Here is a 17,330-nt window from a genome sequence, read left to right as displayed (position 1 = left end):
TTCCTTTGCTAGCTGTGCTCAGCGGGTGCATGACTTAATTGGCCACGAATCGCAAAATCATCCACGTTGACTGTGACTGCTTCTATGCAGCCATTGAGATGCGTGATGACCCCAGCTTGGCGGGCAGGCCGCTGGCAGTTGGCGGCACAGCTGATCGACGCGGCGTGATTGCGACCTGTAATTACGAGGCGCGCGCCTATGGTGTGCGTTCAGCCATGGCTTCCGGGCACGCGCAAAAGCTGTGTCCGGACTTGCTGATCGTCAGGCCGCGCATGGATGCCTACAAAGCCGTTTCTCGTGAAATACACGCTATTTTTCGCGACTATACCGACCAGATTGAGCCTTTATCGCTGGATGAGGCTTTTCTTGATGTAACCGATAGCCAGCACTTTTCCGGTAGTGCGACGCGTATCGCTCAGGACATTCGCAGGCGGGTCTCCTCAGAACTGCATATCACCGTTTCCGCGGGTGTGGCGCCAAACAAGTTTTTGGCCAAGATCGCCAGCGACTGGAAGAAACCCAACGGTTTGTTTGTGATTACCCCGGATCAAGTCGATGATTTCGTGGCTGATCTGGCGGTCGCCAAGCTGCACGGGGTTGGCAAGGTGACTGCTGCAAAGCTGGCCCGCCTGGGCATTCAAACCTGCAGTGAGTTGCGTGAGTGGGACAAGCTTGGGCTGATACGTGAGTTCGGCAGCTTTGGTGAGCGCTTATGGGGCTTGGCGCGTGGAATTGATGAGCGCGCCGTGCAGACTGACAGCCGACGCCAGTCGGTCAGTGTCGAGAATACCTACAATCAGGATTTGCCGGATTTAGCCGCTTGCCTGGAGCAACTGCCGGATTTGCTGCAAGAACTTGAGCGGCGCATGGCGCGGCTGGATAACAGCTACAGGCCGGATAAACCCTTCGTGAAAATCAAGTTTCATGATTTTACCCAAACTACCCTTGAGCAAGCAGGCGCGCGCCGTGACCTGGATAGCTACAAGCTACTGATGAGTGCGGCATTTGCTCGCGGGAACAAGGCTGTACGCTTATTAGGGGTCGGGGTGCGCTTGCATGATCTGCGTGGGCGCCATGAGCAGCTTGAGTTATTTGAACGCTAGCGCTCGCACCCCCCAAGCCACTTGAGTGCGGTCAGTCTGTGACCGGCCACAACCGCAGGGGTTTACCTTCCTTGGGCCATAGGCGCAGCTGATTGGTAGGCGAGAAGTCCCAGCGCGTGATACTTGGCAGGCTCTGCAGGAAACGGGCCTCTTGCTCCATGAGGGCGGGGGCGCACATTTTGCGGGTACTGCCGGCTTGTTCGAAGCTGATGTTGTCGCCATCGAGCTTATAGGCAGCAAACCAGTGGTTGCAGCCAGCATTGCCATAAGCGCGACCGTCACTGCCAAGGGTGATGGTCAAGTGGCTGTTGTCGATCAACGGGCGTTCGCCGATCCATTCAACCTGGTAGGTTTGATCCGTTTCAACTTTCATCGTGTCGCTCGCACAACCCAAGAGGGTGGCACTGATTAGGCTGATGCCAATTAATGCTTTCATCGTCATTCCTTCTGACATTGCGGGCAAATGTGGCGGTCGTTCTCACTCGACCAACCTAACTCATTGACCCGCTGCTGAGCTGCAAGTGCCTGAGCTTTTTTGCCCAGCGCGCTATCAACGGCGAATTCGACGTCGATTTGCTTGGCACAGCTGTCACAAGTGACCTGCCAATTATGAATCGCCAGTTCTTTGAAAACGGGGCCAAGGGCCACTGCAACCCACTGGCCTGGCGGGTTGATCAGATGGCGCACCTTTTCGACTTGCAGGCGCATGCTCAGGTCGCGGCTGCCTTTGAGCGTGACGATCAGGCTGTCGCCGCTCTTGATTGAGCCGCCGTTGCCAGTGACCTGATAGCGCCCAGGCGCCATCGCTCGGCATTCAATCAAGGTGTGTTCGGGGTTGAGTAAGCTGTAGCGAAAGTCGTGTTCGGCCATGGTTCCTCCAAATTGGCGCGAATGCTATCACGCAGCGGCCTAAACCTGATCGATGTGTATGCCTGAAACTGACTGTTTTAGCATAGACACAGGGCTCAGCCCGCGCAGGTTGGATGCCTTGCGCGAACCTGGAGTTGTTAAGCCTTGGCTTGGGTCTCGGACATCAGGCGTTTTATGGCCACTTCAAGTTGATCGAGTGCATTTCTTGCCGCTGGATCATCCTGCTTCAACAGTGTTTCACTGCGCAGACAGGTGGCTCGCAACTGCGGCACTCCGCAGTATCGGGTGGCGCCGTGCAGGCGATGTACCCGTTCAATCAGAAGCTGGCTGTTTCCGGCCTGGCGGGCCTGACGTATGGCTTGCAAGTCTGTTGGTAAACCCGCCAGCAGCATATTGAGCATGTCGGCGGCCAGATCGGCCTTTCCGGCAGCCAGGCGCAAGCCTTCTTCGATGTCCAGGGTGCTGATCTGGTTGAGGTCTATGTCCAGTCGAGAGTTGTCATCCGCAGGCTCGGGTATAAGTGCGCGCAGCGATAATCCGGTCCATTTCAGCACCACCTGAGCCAGTTGCCGCTCACTGATCGGCTTGGTCAGGTAATCATCCATGCCACTTTGCAGCAGGGTACGTTTTTCATTGGACAGGGCATGGGCGGTGAGGGCAATGATCGGCACTGCGCTCTTGATCTGCTCCGTTTCCCAGAGGCGAATCGCTTCTGTGGTTTCCCGCCCATCCATGCCTGGCATCTGCACATCCATGAGTATCATGTCAAAACGGATACTCTTGGCTATATCCAGGGCTTCGTGACCATCTTTAGCGACGCTGACACTGGCGCCCATGTCTTCTAGCAGGGTCTGCACCAAGAGCAAGTTGGCCGGGTTGTCGTCAACGCAGAGAATACTCGGCGTTCGGGTGGACTCTGGCGTTTCGGCGACCAAGCGTTGGTGACGCGGGCTGACCATTTCGCTCAAGGCGCGTTGCAGCTTGCGTGTGCACGCTGGTTTGGCATGCAGTTGGGTATAGGCGTCCGGCAAGCTGCTGTGATACAGCACTTGCTCGGTGGTCGGGCAGAGCACGATGCATTTGCAGGCCATCTGCTCAAGTTGGTGGATGTACCGCTCAAGCTTTTCGGGTGGTAGCTCACGGGATGTTACGCCCAGGACCGCAATGCCAATTGGATTTTGGTCTTGTTGTGAGGCGCTAATCGCTTCGATCAGCGAGCCTGGTTCATTGAATGCGCTGACATTGAGCCCGCAATCTTCGAGTTGATGCTGTAAGGCCTGGCGCGCCAGTTCATGGGTTTCCAGGATCGCAATGTTGCGACCAAGCAGTGGTGGGCGTGGAAGGTCTTCAATGTCTGCGCGCGCTTTGGGTAGGCTCAGGCATATCCAGAATTCCGAACCTTGGCCCGGCGAGCTGTCGACGCCAATTTCACCACCCATCTGCTCAACAAGGCGCTTCGAAATTGCCAGGCCCAAGCCAGTGCCGCCCGCTTGCCGTGAAAGCGAGTTGTCAGCCTGGCTGAAGGCTTGGAAGAGCAGGCGCAGGTCGTCATCGGACAGGCCAATTCCACTGTCTTGCACGCTAATGCGTATCTGTGCGCGACTGTCGCTTTCGTCTTCGAGCATCACGCGCACGGCAATGCTGCCTTCACGGGTGAATTTGATGGCGTTATTGACCAGGTTGGTCAGGATCTGCCTAAGACGCAGGGGGTCCCCGAGCAGGGCGCGCGGTGTGTCGCGGTAGACCAGGCTCAGCAGCTCAAGGTGCTTTTCGTGGGCTGTTGGCGCCAGAATTGTCAGGGTGTCTTGAATCAGTTCGCGCAGGTTGAATGGGATGCTCTCAAGCACCAGTTTGCCGGCTTCGATCTTCGAGAAATCAAGGATTTCATTAATGATGCCGAGCAGGTTATCTGCCGACTTTTCGATGGTGCTCAGGTAATCCTGCTGGCGAGGGGTCAAGTCGCTCTTTTGTAGCAGGTTGGTGAAGCCAAGGATGCCGTTAAGGGGTGTGCGAATTTCATGGCTCATGTTGGCCAGGAACTCGGATTTGATTCGACTGGCCTCAAGCGCTTCTTTGCGGGCGAAATCCAGCTCGATGTTCTGGATCTCAATGGTTTCGAGGTTCTGGCGAACGTCCTCGGTTGCCTGGTCAATACTGTGCTGCAGTTCTTCCTGCGCATTTTGCAGGGCTTCGGCCATGCGATTGATGCCTGATGCCAGTTCGTCCAGCTCCTGGCTGCCAAGCAGTGGCAGGCGGGTTTCGAGTTTGCCTTCCTTAAGTTGTGCAACGCTCTCTTTGACCCGGCGCAACGGGTCGTTGATCGAGTGGCTCATGCGCAATGCAAGCAACGCCGTGAGCACCAATCCAGCAGCTACCAGCAATAGACTGGTGAGCAAGCTGTGGTAACCACTGAGCAGGGTGGCGTGATGCGACAATTCAAGCTCGACCCAGCCGACCAGCTTATCGCTGCCTAGGTGGGGAGGCTCGCCGGTCAGACTCAGGTGGTGTTCAAACACTGGAAGTAAAAAGCGTGTGGCGTCGTCGCCGGTGTGCTTGGCTGCGAGTTTGTCAGTGCCGCTGCCGACGGTGGGCATTGGATTAAGCATGCTCGGCCCGGCATGGGCAAGCAGCACTTTATCTTTGTCGAGTAGGCTCACTGCGCGAACGTCAGGCTGCTCAAGAGATTGGGTGGCGATGCGCTGAAGCACCTCGACATCACCGCGCAGAAACGCCGGAGCGGTAAGTGGAGCCAGCTGTTCAGCAATCATCTCGCCACGTTGCAGTAACTGGCCCTCAAGGCTCGAGAGTTGTGCCCAGATAAAGTACCCACCAAGCAGGAACGCCAGCAGACTGGTTGGCAATAGCGTCAGTATTAAAACGCGGCCTTTTATGCCTAGGTCCTTGAACACGCACATCCCTCTCTGATTGTTACTGCGCAGTGTACCGTTTGCGTACCATCCAACAAGAGGTTCCTCGATGCAGCGCCGCTCGCCGGGCGCTACAGGCCAGTGGGTCCAACACTAGCTGTATTGGCCGGTTGATGCCTTGTCTCGCCAATTGGCATTGAGCCTGTATTGAATAAAGCAGACCGGCGTATGAGGTGCTTTGTTGTGGGCGCATAGTGGTTTACCGTTATCATAGGCACCCCCCCAAGTAGTTTGGACCTGATTGACGTCATGACCGTGCAATTTCCGACCATCGCCGAGTGCATCGGCAACACACCGCTGGTGCGTCTACAGCGCCTGCCCGGTAATACCTCGAATACGCTGCTGGTCAAGCTGGAAGGCAACAACCCGGCAGGTTCGGTCAAGGATCGCCCGGCGTTGTCGATGATTACCCGTGCAGAGCTGCGTGGTGATATTCAGCCAGGCGATACCCTGATCGAGGCAACTTCGGGCAATACCGGGATTGCATTGGCGATGGCTGCGGCGATCAAAGGCTACAAGATGGTTTTGATCATGCCGGACAACTCGACCGCTGAGCGCAAGGCAGCCATGACCGCCTATGGTGCCGAGCTGGTTCTGGTAACGCGTGAAGAGGGGATGGAAGGCGCGCGTGATCTGGCCGAGCGCATGCAGCGCGAAGGTCGCGGCAAGGTGCTTGATCAGTTTGGCAATGGTGATAATCCCCAGGCCCATTACGACGCCACCGGCCCTGAGATCTGGCAACAAACCCAGGGCACCATTACCCACTTCGTAAGCTCCATGGGCACCACGGGCACCATCATGGGGGTTTCGCGCTACCTCAAGGAGCAGAACGCCCAGGTGCAGATCGTTGGCTTGCAGCCGCAAGAAGGTGCCTCGATTCCCGGTATTCGCCGCTGGCCGCATGAGTACTTGCCAAAAATCTTTGATGCCGAGCGCGTTGATCAAGTGGTCGACATGGGGCAGGACGAGGCCGAGCAGGTCATGCGCCGGTTGGCGCGTGAGGAAGGAATCTTTTGTGGCGTCTCTTCAGGCGGCGCTGTCGCCGCTATGTTGCGCCTGTCACAACAGGTTGAAAACGCAGTAATGGTGGCGATCATCTGTGATCGTGGCGATCGTTATCTGTCGACCGGCATCTACGACGCGCCACAGCATTAATGGCCAAGAAAAGCGGCGGTTTACGCTTTCAACCCAGCGGTGGAACACGAGCGCCACAGGTGCCCGTGGGCAAAAAGCAGAAGTTGATCATAGAACGTTTGGCCAACGATGGCCGCGGTATTGCTTTCAGTGAGGGGCGCACCTGGTTTGTATCCGGAGCGCTGCCGGGCGAGCATGTTGAGGCACGCGTGCAGTCAGCCCGTAGCCAAGTGGTCGAAGCGCGCAGTGAGCGCATTATGCTTGCCAGCTCCGAGCGTCGCCCTGAACCCTGTGCACATGCTCGCACCTGCGGGGGATGTAGTGTGCAGCACATGGCGCATGCGGATCAGCTTGCACTCAAGCAGGCAATGCTCGCAGAACAGTTAAGCCGTCTGGCCCAGGTGCAGCCTGAGCAGTGGGTCGCACCCTTGACGGGTCCCGAGTTCGGTTATCGGCGCCGGGCCCGCGTGGCTGTGCGCTGGGATCCCAAGCGCAAGCACCTGGCGGTAGGTTTTCGCGCAGCGGCAAGTCAGGAAATTATTGCGATAGATGACTGCCCGGTTCTGGTACAGCCCTTGCAACCAATCTTGCGCGGTCTGCCAGATGTACTGGGCCAGCTTGAAAAGCCACAGGCGATCGGTCACGTTGAGCTATTTAATGGCACTGCCAGTGCGGTATTGGTGCGCCACACCGAAGCAATGCCAGAGGCGGATCTCAATCGATTACAGCAGTTTTGCGCCGAGCACGAGGCACAATTGTGGTTGCATGGCGCGGGTGAACCAGCGCCATTCATTGCCGGCCAACGTCTGGCGTATGCCTTGCCTGACTGGGAGCTGGAGCTGGCGTATCGGCCTGGGGATTTTGTGCAGGTCAATGCCTCGGTTAACCAGTCGATGATTGCCCAGGCCTTGGAGTGGCTGGCTCCGCAAGACAATGAGCGGGTTCTTGATCTATTTTGTGGCCTGGGTAATTTTGCCTTGCCATTGGCTCGTCTAGCCCAAGAAGTTGTTGCGGTTGAAGGCGTGCAGGCGATGGTTGAACGGGCCGCTGCAAATGCGCTGGAAAATTCACTGGGCAATGCGCACTTTTATCACGCGGACTTGTCCGAGTCGCTGACTGACAAAACTTGGACCAAAGGTGGGTTTTCCGCAGTTTTACTTGACCCGCCGCGCGATGGTGCCTATCAAGTGGTGAAGCAACTTGCTGCACTGGGTGCGGGCCGGGTGGTATATGTTTCCTGTAATCCGGCAACGCTTGCACGGGATGCCGAGCAGCTAATTGCACAGGGTTACCGTTTGAAAAAAGCTGGCATTCTCGACATGTTTCCGCAGACGGCGCATGTTGAGGCCATGGTTTTATTTGAGCTGGCAAACAGTTAATTGGCCAGTTAACAGGATTTGACTCTTGCGGGTCGCGAGGCATGAAAATGCCTCATGCAGTTCGAAGGTCGCAGTTCGGGGCAGCTTGCATCGCTGTTATGTGCAGTGTCCCGGTTGCGCATGCAGGGGTGTGAAGGATTTGCGCCTTACAGCAGTTAGACCGGCCCTCTTGATTAGGCGGTCGGCGTCGATTCGTAGCGCAATGTGCGCTTCGTAGGGAAGGTAAGCAAAATGGTTCAGGTTAGAGCGCATCAGCCGATCAACGATGACGGCAGCATCAACCTTGAGGCATGGCTGGATCACGTGCTTGGCGTTGATCCCGCATTGGATCGTGACGCTCTGCGCAGCGCATGTGAGTTCGCCCGTGAGGCTGAGCAGCAAGCCAACGCAGCACAAAACCTGTGGAGTGAAGGCGCTTCCAGTTTTCGCGTTGGTCTTGAAATCGCCGAGATTCTCGCCGATCTCAAACTTGACCAGGATTCCTTGGTCGCGGCAGTGCTCTATCGCGGTGTTCGCGAAGGCACCGTTGAACTGGCGGCCGTGCATCAGCGCTTTGGTCCGGTGGTCGCCAAGCTGATCGAAGGTGTACTGCGCATGGCAGCCATCAGCGCAAGCATGAACCCGCGCGACTCCATGGTGTTGGGCTCGCAGGCCCAGGTCGATAACCTGCGTAAAATGCTTGTCGCCATGGTCGATGACGTGCGCGTTGCGCTGATCAAGCTGGCCGAGCGCACCTGCGCGATTCGTGCAGTGAAGCTGGCTGACGATGAAAAGCGCCAGCGGGTTGCACGCGAAGTCTTTGATATCTACGCGCCATTGGCTCACCGCTTGGGCATCGGTCATATCAAGTGGGAGCTTGAGGATTTATCCTTTCGCTACCTTGAGCCCGAACAGTACAAGCAGATCGCCACCTTGCTGCATGAGCGTCGCCTTGATCGAGAGCACTACATCAATGAAGTGATGGATCAGCTGCGCTCAGAGCTTGAGGCCACTGGCATTGAGGCTGATATCAGTGGGCGGGCCAAGCATATTTACTCCATCTGGCGAAAAATGCAGCGCAAGGGCCTGCAGTTCAGTCAGATTTATGACGTGCGTGCTGTGCGAGTTCTGGTCCCGCAAATGCGCGACTGCTACACCGCGCTGGGTATTGTCCATACCTTGTGGCGGCACATTCCCAAGGAGTTTGACGACTACATCGCCAACCCCAAGGAAAACGGCTATCGCTCGCTGCACACCGCTGTTCTAGGCCCTGAGGGCAAAGTGCTTGAGGTGCAGATTCGCACTGCTGCGATGCACGAAGAGGCTGAGCTGGGCGTCTGTGCTCACTGGCGCTATAAGGGCACTGACGTCAAGTCGGGTTCGAACCACTACGAAGAGAAAATCTCGTGGTTGCGCCAGGTGCTCGAATGGCATGAAGAGCTGGGCGACATTGGCGGCCTGGCCGAACAGCTGCGGGTCGATATCGAGCCAGATCGGGTGTATGTATTCACGCCTGATGGCCACGCAGTTGACTTGCCCAAGGACTCGACGCCGCTGGACTTCGCCTACCGTGTGCATACCGAAATCGGTCACAACTGCCGTGGTGCCAAGGTAAACGGGCGCATCGTGCCGCTGAGCTACAGCCTGCAAACCGGCGAGCAGGTCGAAATCATCACCAGCAAGCAAGGCACGCCGAGCCGCGATTGGCTGAACTCCAACCTGGGCTACATCACCACTTCGCGGGCGCGGGCAAAAATTGTCCACTGGTTCAAGTTGCAGGACCGGGATCAGAATGTGCTCGCTGGTAAAGGCTTGCTGGAGCGTGAGCTGGGTCGTTTGGCGCTGTCACATGTCGATTTCGAGAAGCTGGCTGAAAAGGCCAACCTGAAGTCGGCCGAGGACTTGTTTGCTGCTCTGGGCGCGGCAGATGTGCGCTTGGCCCATGTGGTGAACCTCGCGCAACAGTTGATCGAGCCTGAGCGCAATACCGAGCAGCTTGAGCTTATTCCGCGCAAAGCACTGGGCTTCAAGCCAGGCAAGCGTGGCGATATTCAAATTCAGGGTGTCGGTAACCTGCTAACGCAAATGGCCGGCTGCTGCCAGCCTTTGCCGGGCGATCCGATCGTTGGCTATATCACCTTGGGGCGGGGCGTGAGTATTCACCGTCAGGATTGTGCGGCGGTGTTGCAATTGGCAGGGCGCGAGCCGGAGCGGATGATCCAGGTCAGTTGGGGGCCGGTGCCGGTGCAGACCTACCCGGTTGACGTGGTTATTCGCGCATATGACCGTTCCGGGCTGCTCCGCGATGTGACCCAGATACTGCTCAACGAGAAACTCAATGTACTGGCGGTCAATACCCAGTCGAACAAGGAAGACAACACCGCGACGATGTCGATTACCATTGAAATCCCCGGTCTAGAAGCACTTGGACGCTTGCTGGGGCGGATTTCACAGTTGCCCAACATTATCGAAGCCCGGCGTTTGCGCAGTTCTTCCTGAGGATTTATGTACCAGCTAAATGACTTGCTCCACCTTATGGCGCGCTTGCGTGACCCAAAGCATGGCTGCCCTTGGGATCTGGAGCAAAGCTACGCGACGATAGTGCCCTATACGCTTGAAGAGGCCTACGAAGTCGCTGATGTGATTGAGCGTGGTGATTTCGATCATTTGCCTGGCGAGCTCGGTGACTTGCTGTTCCAGGTGGTTTATTACAGCCAGTTGGCAGCAGAAGAGGGGCGCTTTGGTTTTGCTGAAGTAATCGACACCATTACCCGCAAGCTGGTACGCCGCCATCCCCATGTGTTTCCAGATGGTGATTTGTACGGCTCGGTCGAGCTGCCCAAGCTTGATCCAGAAGCGGTCAAGCTGCGTTGGGAGCAGATAAAGGCTGAGGAGCGTGCCGAGAAAGCACAAGCGCCCGAACAGCTTTCGCTGCTGGACGATGTGCCTAGTACATTGCCGTCGCTGTCACGTGCAGTAAAACTGCAAAAACGTGCGGCGCAGGTAGGGTTCGACTGGCCAGAGCCGCTCGGAGTGGTTGATAAAGTCCGCGAAGAGCTGGATGAAGTGCTTGAAGCCATGAGCGAAAATGACCACTCTGCCGTTGCTGAAGAGCTTGGCGACCTGCTGTTTGTGGTGACTAACCTTGCCCGGCACTTGAAGGTTGACCCGGAGACGGCGTTACGTGCGGCGAACACTAAGTTTGAGCGGCGCTTCAGGTTTATCGAGCAAGCGCTGCGCGAGTCAGGGCGCGACATTGCAAAGTGCGACCTGGAGTCACTCGATGCCTTGTGGGGCGAGGCCAAGAAGCTTGAAAAACAGCAAACACTTGGCTGATGGCCAATAAGCAATCAATATGCGCGGCAGATGGGAATTGCGTCGATAAATCTGAGCACTGCCGGCCCTGGTTGTGACTTTGATCGTCGCGATTGGCGAGGCACTGGTTGAAAATTAGATCAAAACAAATGGCAACAAGACCTGTGTGGATCGAGGTTGCTGTCGTTGAATACTGAGGTAAGTCATGGCTTTATCACTACGCGACCAGCTACTGAAGGCAGGGTTGGTCAACGAGAAGCAGGCCAAGCAGGCTACTAAGCAAAAGCAAAAACAGCAGCGCATGGAGCACAAAGGCCAAGTCGAGAAAGACAACTCGCAACAGTTGGCAGCAGAGCAGGCAAGGGCTGAGAAGCTGGCGCGTGACCAAGAGCTGAATCGCCAACAGCAAGAAAAGGTCGAGCAAAAGGCCAGGGCGGCACAGGTCAAGCAGCTGATTGAGGCATCGCGCTTGCCCAAGCTGACGACCGAGGATTACTACAATTTTGCCGATGACAAGAAAGTTAAGCGCTTGCCGGTCAATGACCTGGTGCGCAACAAGTTAAGCAGCGGCTCGCTGGCCATTGTGCGTCACGGCGTCGGTTATGAAGTGATCCCGCGTGAGGCGGCGCTGAAGATCCAGGAGCGCGACCCGCGTCGCGTGGTGCTGCTCAATACGCCAACCGAAGCCCCAGATGCCGATGATCCGTACGCGGCCTATCAGGTGCCGGATGACCTGATGTGGTGATTGATTACTACGGGCTGTTCAAGCCGGGCTTATGCCCGGCTTTTTAATACCTGTCGTTTTGTTGTAACGCTCAGGACGAACTGTTTGGCTTGTTCAGCTCGATGCGTTTGAAGCTCGCGCCTGGGGTCACAGCAGTGATCGCCTGTAATTGGTCGAGGCGCACGCGCACTTTGTCGTCAGCAGTCCCAAGGATTAGAAATTCTTGCTTATCGGCACTTGTTTCAGTGGTTAGCGCCTGGCCTTCAAGAGTGGCGCCGTTGACCAACTCGATCACCACATAGTAACGATGCAGGCAGGCGATCTCTATTACGTCATAAAGGGCGCAGGCCAGTGGTTGATAGGGTGTTTGCTGCATGCAGGCTTTCCCGCTGATGAGTTAATTGGATTGCTGTTTTTATCAATTCTATCAATTGCTTGGCAAAATGATGGCTAATTGCTATCTTCGCCCGCCCTTCAGGGTGACCAATCCTTTGTCAGGTTCTAGGGCATATTCTAGGCATGATAGATAAGCACCGAAGAGGAATTTTCCAAGCAATTTAATGGATGCTGTAATGAATGCTCGCGTAAGCCATGATCCAGAAACCAGAAATGATGAGATTGATTTAATTGCCTTGGTCAATGGTTTGTGGCGACAGCGTTGGTTGATTGCGTCAGTCATGGCGCTGTTTGGCATCGCAGCAACTGCCTATGCAATACTCGCAACGCCGTACTATCAAACGCAAAGCATCCTCAAGCCAACGTCACTGAAAAGCTTTGACGAACTCAACCTCACTGGCGTCTACAAGGTTGATAGGGATCAGGTGCTTAAGCGCATTGGTATCTCGCTGGAGTCTTACTCAACCCGCTACGCATTCTTTCAAGAGCATCCAGCCCTTTTCCAGGCGCTTGAGCAGCCTGGGCTGGCTGTTGGCCAGGCTTTTGAACGACTCAACGAGTCCGCATTCACCGTTTTGAAGCCTGACGCCAAGAAAGCCAATTCACTGTCTAACTATGTTGGCCTGGGTTTTGTCTACCCGGAGGGCGTTGATGGGCCTGCCGTGGTGAATGGTTTGGTTGCTTATGCCATCGAGCAGGAGCGCACGCGTATTGCGGCTGAAATCAATACGCTTGTGGCTAACCGCCTGAGCAAACTGCAAAGCCAGATTGCGGCAGCTCGCATTGGTTATGAAGCAGATAAACAATCGAAAATCGCCAAGCTGTTGGAGACCGATGCCGTAAAGCGTGCCAACCTTATCGACGAGCTGGCAGGCCTGCGTCAGCAGCTTAAGTTGCGCCGCCAAAACCGCATTGTGCAACTGAGCGAAGCAATTATGATTGCCGAGCAGTTGGGGATCCACAAGCCAGCGACACCTTCCTCCATGCGCGAGACTGGTCAGCAATCATCCAGCAACCTGATTCGCACCGAAGTGAATAATCAGCAGATTCCACTTTATTTCATGGGTACTGAGGCTTTGGGGGCCGAACGAAAAGCATTGCAGGCACGTAGTTCCGATGACTTTACCGATGCGCATGTTGGCGAGATAGAAAAGCAACTGCGGATGCTGCGCCACAATCGTGAAGTTGAAGCCTTACGCAAGCGTGACAACGACGATTTGTTCCTGGCTAAGCTAGCCAAGTGGGAAGAGGAGTCATCCTATTTGCAGACATTGAAACCTGAGTTGTTGCTGCATGATTTGGTGGATGTCGACCAGCCAGCCGTTAATCCGTTTTCGCCGATCAAGCCGAAGAAGCTGTTGATCGTTGTGTTGGGCTTGGTATTGGGACTGATGTTTGGCATGATGCTGGCTTTGCTGCGTTCAGTTATGAGCGGACTAACGCCGCAGCCTTTGGCGATATTCAACCCCTTGGCAGTCGATCATGCAGGGCATAAGTTAGCCCAGCAGTAAGCTAATACCAGCAATAAAAAACCGGCCTAGAGCCGGTTTTTTATGTGTCAATCAACCCTTGGGTTTAGCGACCCTTAACGGTTTTACCGTTTACGGTGCCTTCCTCAAGCATGATTTGGTATTCCTTGCCGTCTTTCTCAATCTGGTTCAGGGCAACCAGCAAGTAATCCCAGTCTTTAGCAAACCACAAGGTTGTTTTGCGCTTGCTTTGTGTTGGATCACGTACTCGTTCTACCTTGATAGCGTCTATCTGGCCGACCTTGGTGGTGACGGCTTCTTCGCCAAGTACACGGAAGTCGTAGGTTTCAATTTCATCACCATCAACCACTTGGTAGCTCATGCTTTTTTTGCCTGCAGCTACGTCGTGTTGCAAGACAATTTGATAGGTCGATTTGTCCAGCAGACCACGGTTCAGCGGAATGCGCACCGGGGTTCCGCGGTCGTCACCGATGACTTGCTTGGCTGACCAGTCAAAGTCTTGCTCGACTGATTTGCCTTTGCCCAGGCCACCGCGCTCATATTTGTAGCTAAGGGGCGTGAACGCATTGTCTTCAATACGGAAGGTGCTGGTTTCAGTAAGGCTGGCGACTAGCATGGAGGCTTCGAAGTTCAGCTCCCAGCGGCCGTCCCCTAGGTCAGTCAGGTTGCGCTCTGCTGAACCGCTGACCGGGAGTTGTTTCCAGTCTGCGGTGTAGCTTGCGGTAAAGGGTTTGATCTCGTCTGCAAAGACCGGGGCGCTGATCAGCGCAAGTGCGAACAGTAAGGCGCGACGCATGTTCTCTCCTAAGTTCGGAAAATATAGCCAGTAGTTGCAAGTGGCTTACCGTCAAGCATTGCGCCTTGTGGCCCAAGGTGCAAGCGTTGATCAGCAAACCAGCTAACCGCCAGTGGATAGATCTGGTGTTCCAGGCGGTGAACTCGCTCAGCCAGGCTTGCGGCTGAGTCCTCTGCATTAACTGGAACTACTGCTTGTACGACCAATGGGCCGCCGTCGAGTTCCTCTGTCACAAAGTGCACGCTACAGCCGTGCTCAGCATCCTTGGCGTCCAACGCTCGTTGGTGCGTATGCAAGCCTTTGTACTTTGGCAGCAGGGAAGGGTGGATGTTCAGCAGGCGTCCGGCATAGTGGCGAACAAAGTCGGCACTGAGTATGCGCATAAAACCCGCAAGAACCACTAGCTGTGGCTTGTGGGCGTCAACTGCTTCAATCAATGCTGCATCGAACGACTCGCGACTGTCGAATTGGCGGTGATCCAACAGGTTGGTCGCGATGCCAGCGGCCTTGGCGCGCTCAAGCCCGTACGCATCTGCACGATTTGAAATCACCGCGCAGATACGAGCCGAGCTTGGGTTGAGTTTATCGATAAGGGCTTGCAAGTTGCTCCCAGAACCTGAGAGCAACACCACTACATTGCAAGGCGTCGGCATTAATGGCTTTTCAAGTTGTTGAGGACAACAGGCTCAGCGTTTTCTTCAGCATCAGCAATCTGGCCAATAACCCAAGGCTGCTCGCCTGAAGCAATCAGGTTGTTGAGGGTCGCTTCGACCTGATCCTGAGCAACGCAGATAACCATGCCTACACCGCAGTTGAGTACCCGGTGCATTTCATTTTCTTCAACATTGCCCTTCTCTTGCAGCCAGTCGAAAACGGCAGGGCGCGTCCAGCTGGCAACATCGACAATGGCTTGAGCGCCTTTTGGCAGAACCCGCGGAATGTTGTCGAGCAGGCCGCCGCCGGTGATGTGGGCCATGGCTTTGACCGCGCCAGTATCTTTGATCAGCTTGAGCAGCGGCTTGACATAGATACGGGTCGGGGCCATCAGCAGGTCGGTCAGTGGCTTGCCGTCAAGTTGAGTATTTTCGATGTCTGCGCCTGAAACTTCGATAATCTTGCGGATCAGTGAGTAGCCGTTCGAGTGCGGGCCTGAAGATGGCAGGGCGATTAATGCATCGCCAGCGCAGACTTTGCTGCCGTCGATGATTTCAGCTTTCTCGACCACGCCGACACAGAAACCGGCCAGGTCATAGTCTTCGCCTTCATACATGCCTGGCATTTCGGCGGTTTCACCACCAACCAGTGAGCAACCCGCCAGTTCACAGCCTGCACCAATGCCGGTCACCACCTGAGTGGCGACATCGACGTTGAGTTTGCCGGTGGCATAGTAATCAAGGAAGAACAGAGGCTCGGCGCCGCAGACAATCAAGTCGTTGACGCACATGGCGACCAGGTCCTGGCCAATGCTGTCATGCTTATTGAGGTTCAGCGCCAAACGCAGCTTGGTGCCGACGCCATCGGTGCCAGAAACCAGCACAGGTTGCTTGTAGCCGGCTGGTATTTCGCAAAGCGCGCCAAAGCCGCCCAAGCCACCCATGACTTCCGGACGAGCGGTGCGCTTGGCGACACCCTTGATGCGTTCAACCAGGGCTTCGCCTGCGTCGATGTCTACACCTGCGTCCTTGTAGCTGATGGAGGGTTGCTTGCTCATGGGTACAGGCCTTTAAGGAAAATTCGGATGAGTACCGGCGTTATATGGACCGGGCTGCGAGGCGCGCGATTTTATCAGGCTTGCCAGGCAGCGACCACCCACGAAGCGCTATGGTTGCCGGGGGACGAGCGGCTGTTTAAGGTATAGCCTGTTTAATGCGCTGTTTTAACCGCTCCTAAGTCTGTCGAGAACCTAATTAATGCGCCTGATCGTTCGTTTGCTCGCTCTGTCATTACCCCTGCTGTTTAGCTTGCCTAGCCTGGCAGCAACGGTTTCTGACCTGTATGAAGTACGTGAAGCGGGCGCTAGTCAGCAGCCTGATAAGCGCGATGCTGAGCTTGGTCGCGCGCTGGACACGTTGGTATTACGCCTGACCGGCAAGCCCGATGGCTCGAAAAACCCTGATTTGGCCGAGGTTTATAAGGATCCGCAACAAATTGTTACTCAGTATGGTTTCGAGGGCGACAGCATTGTTGTCAATTTTGACCCTGCAAGTGTTGATCGCGCATTGCGTCAGGCGGGCCTGCCGATCTGGAGCGCCAACCGCCCGGCGGTGATGACCTGGTGGCTGAATGAAGATCTTAACGGGACAAGTTTGGTCGGTGATGGCCTGGCCAGTGCCGAGCCATTGAATCGTGCAGCACAGCATCGCGGCTTGCCTTTGCGCTTGCCCTTGGCTGATCTCAGCGAGCAATTGGTGGGCACCGCAGAAAACCTCAGTGCCAAGTCGCCCGATGAATTGCGTAGTGCGTCTGAACGTTACTCAGCCGATGCCCTGCTAGCGGTGCAGGCACGTGAAGCTGATGGTCAGTGGAATGCCGATTGGCGGCTTTGGGTCGGCAATGACAACTTCAAAGGCAACGCGCAAGGCGCGGATCAAGCTGCAGTCGCAGATTCGGTGATGATGGCCGTGAGTGAGCTACTGGCAAAACGTTTCGTTGCCGCTGCTGGTTCTTCAACAGATTTAACCCTGGAGATCGAAGGTGCGAGCCTGGCTCGATATGCTGAAATTCAACGGATTCTTGAGCCGTTTGAGTCGAGCTTTAGCAAAGTTGATAACGGGCGGCTGGTGTTTAGGGTCAAAGCCAACGCCGAACAACTACGTTCGCAATTAGCACTGGCGCAGTTGCAGGAAATACCTGCCACGGCAGACCCGGCGCCTGCCGTCGAGAATTCCGGCACTGGCCAGGCCTCGACTGAAACTGGCACCGAGCAGAACGTGCCAGGCAGTGCGACGCCGCAACCTCCAGCGCCTCAAAGTAATGTGCCGAAGGCAAACGTGTTACGTTTTCGCTGGTAGTTACCGAGCTATATCGATTTATCAAAACAACCGCTGATAACATCAGCGGTTGTTTTTTGGCTGCACCCACAAGGGATCCTCTGAAAGAAAAAGGCAGCGAGCGACGAGAGTACAAGGCGCAACGACCAACGGGAGTAACAGCCAAAGGCTGGCCCGAAGGGCGAGCGCCAGCGAGTCAAAGATGCGAAAAAGTGACCGGGGTCGCG

The 17,330-nt window shown here is 55.7% G+C and carries 15 protein-coding genes; 8 read left to right on the top strand and 7 right to left on the bottom strand.

Going from position 1 to position 17,330, the window contains the following annotated elements:
* The first annotated feature begins 38 nt into the window (after nt 1-38).
* Nucleotides 39-1,103: a DNA polymerase IV gene (dinB, locus tag AACY26_RS12300; RefSeq protein WP_339514389.1), complete on the top strand. Its 1,065-nt coding sequence runs from the start codon at nt 39-41 to the stop codon at nt 1,101-1,103.
* A gap of 31 nt (nt 1,104-1,134) precedes the next feature.
* On the opposite strand, the gene AACY26_RS12295 is transcribed toward dinB, so the two are convergent.
* The 3 genes from AACY26_RS12295 to AACY26_RS12285 form a co-directional block, all read right to left on the bottom strand.
* The gene (locus AACY26_RS12295; RefSeq protein WP_339514387.1) at nt 1,135-1,539 is read right to left on the bottom strand and encodes an META domain-containing protein; all 405 of its coding nucleotides are present in this window, start codon (nt 1,537-1,539) and stop codon (nt 1,135-1,137) included.
* Nucleotides 1,540-1,541: 2 nt separating this feature from the next.
* A complete protein-coding gene (locus tag AACY26_RS12290) occupies nt 1,542-1,973 on the bottom strand; it encodes a hypothetical protein (protein WP_339514386.1) in 432 nt (143 codons plus the stop codon).
* A 137-nt stretch (nt 1,974-2,110) separates the two neighbouring features.
* The gene (locus AACY26_RS12285) at nt 2,111-4,882 is read right to left on the bottom strand and encodes an ATP-binding protein (protein ID WP_339514385.1); all 2,772 of its coding nucleotides are present in this window, start codon (nt 4,880-4,882) and stop codon (nt 2,111-2,113) included.
* A gap of 267 nt (nt 4,883-5,149) precedes the next feature.
* Here AACY26_RS12285 and cysM point away from each other — a divergent pair, with 267 nt between their 5' ends.
* The 5 genes from cysM to AACY26_RS12260 all read left to right on the top strand — a co-directional run bounded on the left by cysM (nt 5,150) and on the right by AACY26_RS12260 (nt 11,452).
* Nucleotides 5,150-6,055, top strand: coding sequence for a cysteine synthase CysM (cysM, locus tag AACY26_RS12280; RefSeq protein WP_339514384.1), 906 nt, complete (start codon nt 5,150-5,152; stop codon nt 6,053-6,055).
* A complete protein-coding gene (rlmD, locus tag AACY26_RS12275) occupies nt 6,055-7,413 on the top strand; it encodes a 23S rRNA (uracil(1939)-C(5))-methyltransferase RlmD (protein WP_339514383.1) in 1,359 nt (452 codons plus the stop codon). Before cysM ends, rlmD begins: the two co-directional genes overlap by 1 nt.
* Before the next feature lie 231 nt (nt 7,414-7,644).
* On the top strand, nt 7,645-9,891 hold the full coding sequence (gene relA / locus AACY26_RS12270) for a GTP diphosphokinase (RefSeq protein WP_339514381.1): 2,247 nt from the start codon (nt 7,645-7,647) through the stop codon (nt 9,889-9,891).
* 6 nt (nt 9,892-9,897) lie between these two features.
* On the top strand, nt 9,898-10,728 hold the full coding sequence (gene mazG, locus AACY26_RS12265) for a nucleoside triphosphate pyrophosphohydrolase (RefSeq protein WP_339514379.1): 831 nt from the start codon (nt 9,898-9,900) through the stop codon (nt 10,726-10,728).
* 184 nt (nt 10,729-10,912) lie between these two features.
* The gene (locus AACY26_RS12260) at nt 10,913-11,452 is read left to right on the top strand and encodes a DUF2058 domain-containing protein (protein WP_339514377.1); all 540 of its coding nucleotides are present in this window, start codon (nt 10,913-10,915) and stop codon (nt 11,450-11,452) included.
* Nucleotides 11,453-11,522: 70 nt separating this feature from the next.
* Here the strand turns inward: AACY26_RS12260 and AACY26_RS12255 are convergent, their stop codons facing one another.
* Nucleotides 11,523-11,807, bottom strand: a complete 285-nt coding sequence (locus tag AACY26_RS12255) for a Rho-binding antiterminator (protein WP_339514375.1) — start codon at nt 11,805-11,807, stop codon at nt 11,523-11,525.
* A 196-nt stretch (nt 11,808-12,003) separates the two neighbouring features.
* On the opposite strand from AACY26_RS12255, the gene AACY26_RS12250 reads away from it, so the two are divergent.
* Complete coding sequence (locus AACY26_RS12250) at nt 12,004-13,338, top strand: Wzz/FepE/Etk N-terminal domain-containing protein (protein ID WP_339514373.1); 1,335 nt, start codon at nt 12,004-12,006, stop codon at nt 13,336-13,338.
* 64 nt (nt 13,339-13,402) lie between these two features.
* Here AACY26_RS12250 and AACY26_RS12245 read toward each other — a convergent pair whose 3' ends face one another.
* The 3 genes from AACY26_RS12245 to purM are packed head-to-tail and all read right to left on the bottom strand — an operon-like array spanning nt 13,403 to nt 15,824.
* A complete protein-coding gene (locus AACY26_RS12245; RefSeq protein WP_339514371.1) occupies nt 13,403-14,113 on the bottom strand; it encodes a DUF3108 domain-containing protein in 711 nt (236 codons plus the stop codon).
* 8 nt (nt 14,114-14,121) lie between these two features.
* Complete coding sequence (gene purN, locus AACY26_RS12240) at nt 14,122-14,766, bottom strand: phosphoribosylglycinamide formyltransferase (protein ID WP_339514369.1); 645 nt, start codon at nt 14,764-14,766, stop codon at nt 14,122-14,124.
* Nucleotides 14,766-15,824, bottom strand: coding sequence for a phosphoribosylformylglycinamidine cyclo-ligase (purM, locus tag AACY26_RS12235; protein ID WP_339514367.1), 1,059 nt, complete (start codon nt 15,822-15,824; stop codon nt 14,766-14,768). Before purM ends, purN begins: the two co-directional genes overlap by 1 nt.
* A gap of 199 nt (nt 15,825-16,023) precedes the next feature.
* On the opposite strand from purM, the gene AACY26_RS12230 reads away from it, so the two are divergent.
* Nucleotides 16,024-17,124, top strand: a complete 1,101-nt coding sequence (locus AACY26_RS12230) for a DUF2066 domain-containing protein (protein ID WP_339514365.1) — start codon at nt 16,024-16,026, stop codon at nt 17,122-17,124.
* Nucleotides 17,125-17,330 lie beyond the last annotated feature (206 nt).

This window comes from Pseudomonas sp. RL_15y_Pfl2_60 (assembly GCF_963970595.1).
Taxonomy (GTDB): domain Bacteria; phylum Pseudomonadota; class Gammaproteobacteria; order Pseudomonadales; family Pseudomonadaceae; genus Aquipseudomonas.
The sequence above is the reverse complement of the archived record's forward strand: the minus strand, read 5'-3'. Positions and strand labels throughout refer to the sequence as shown.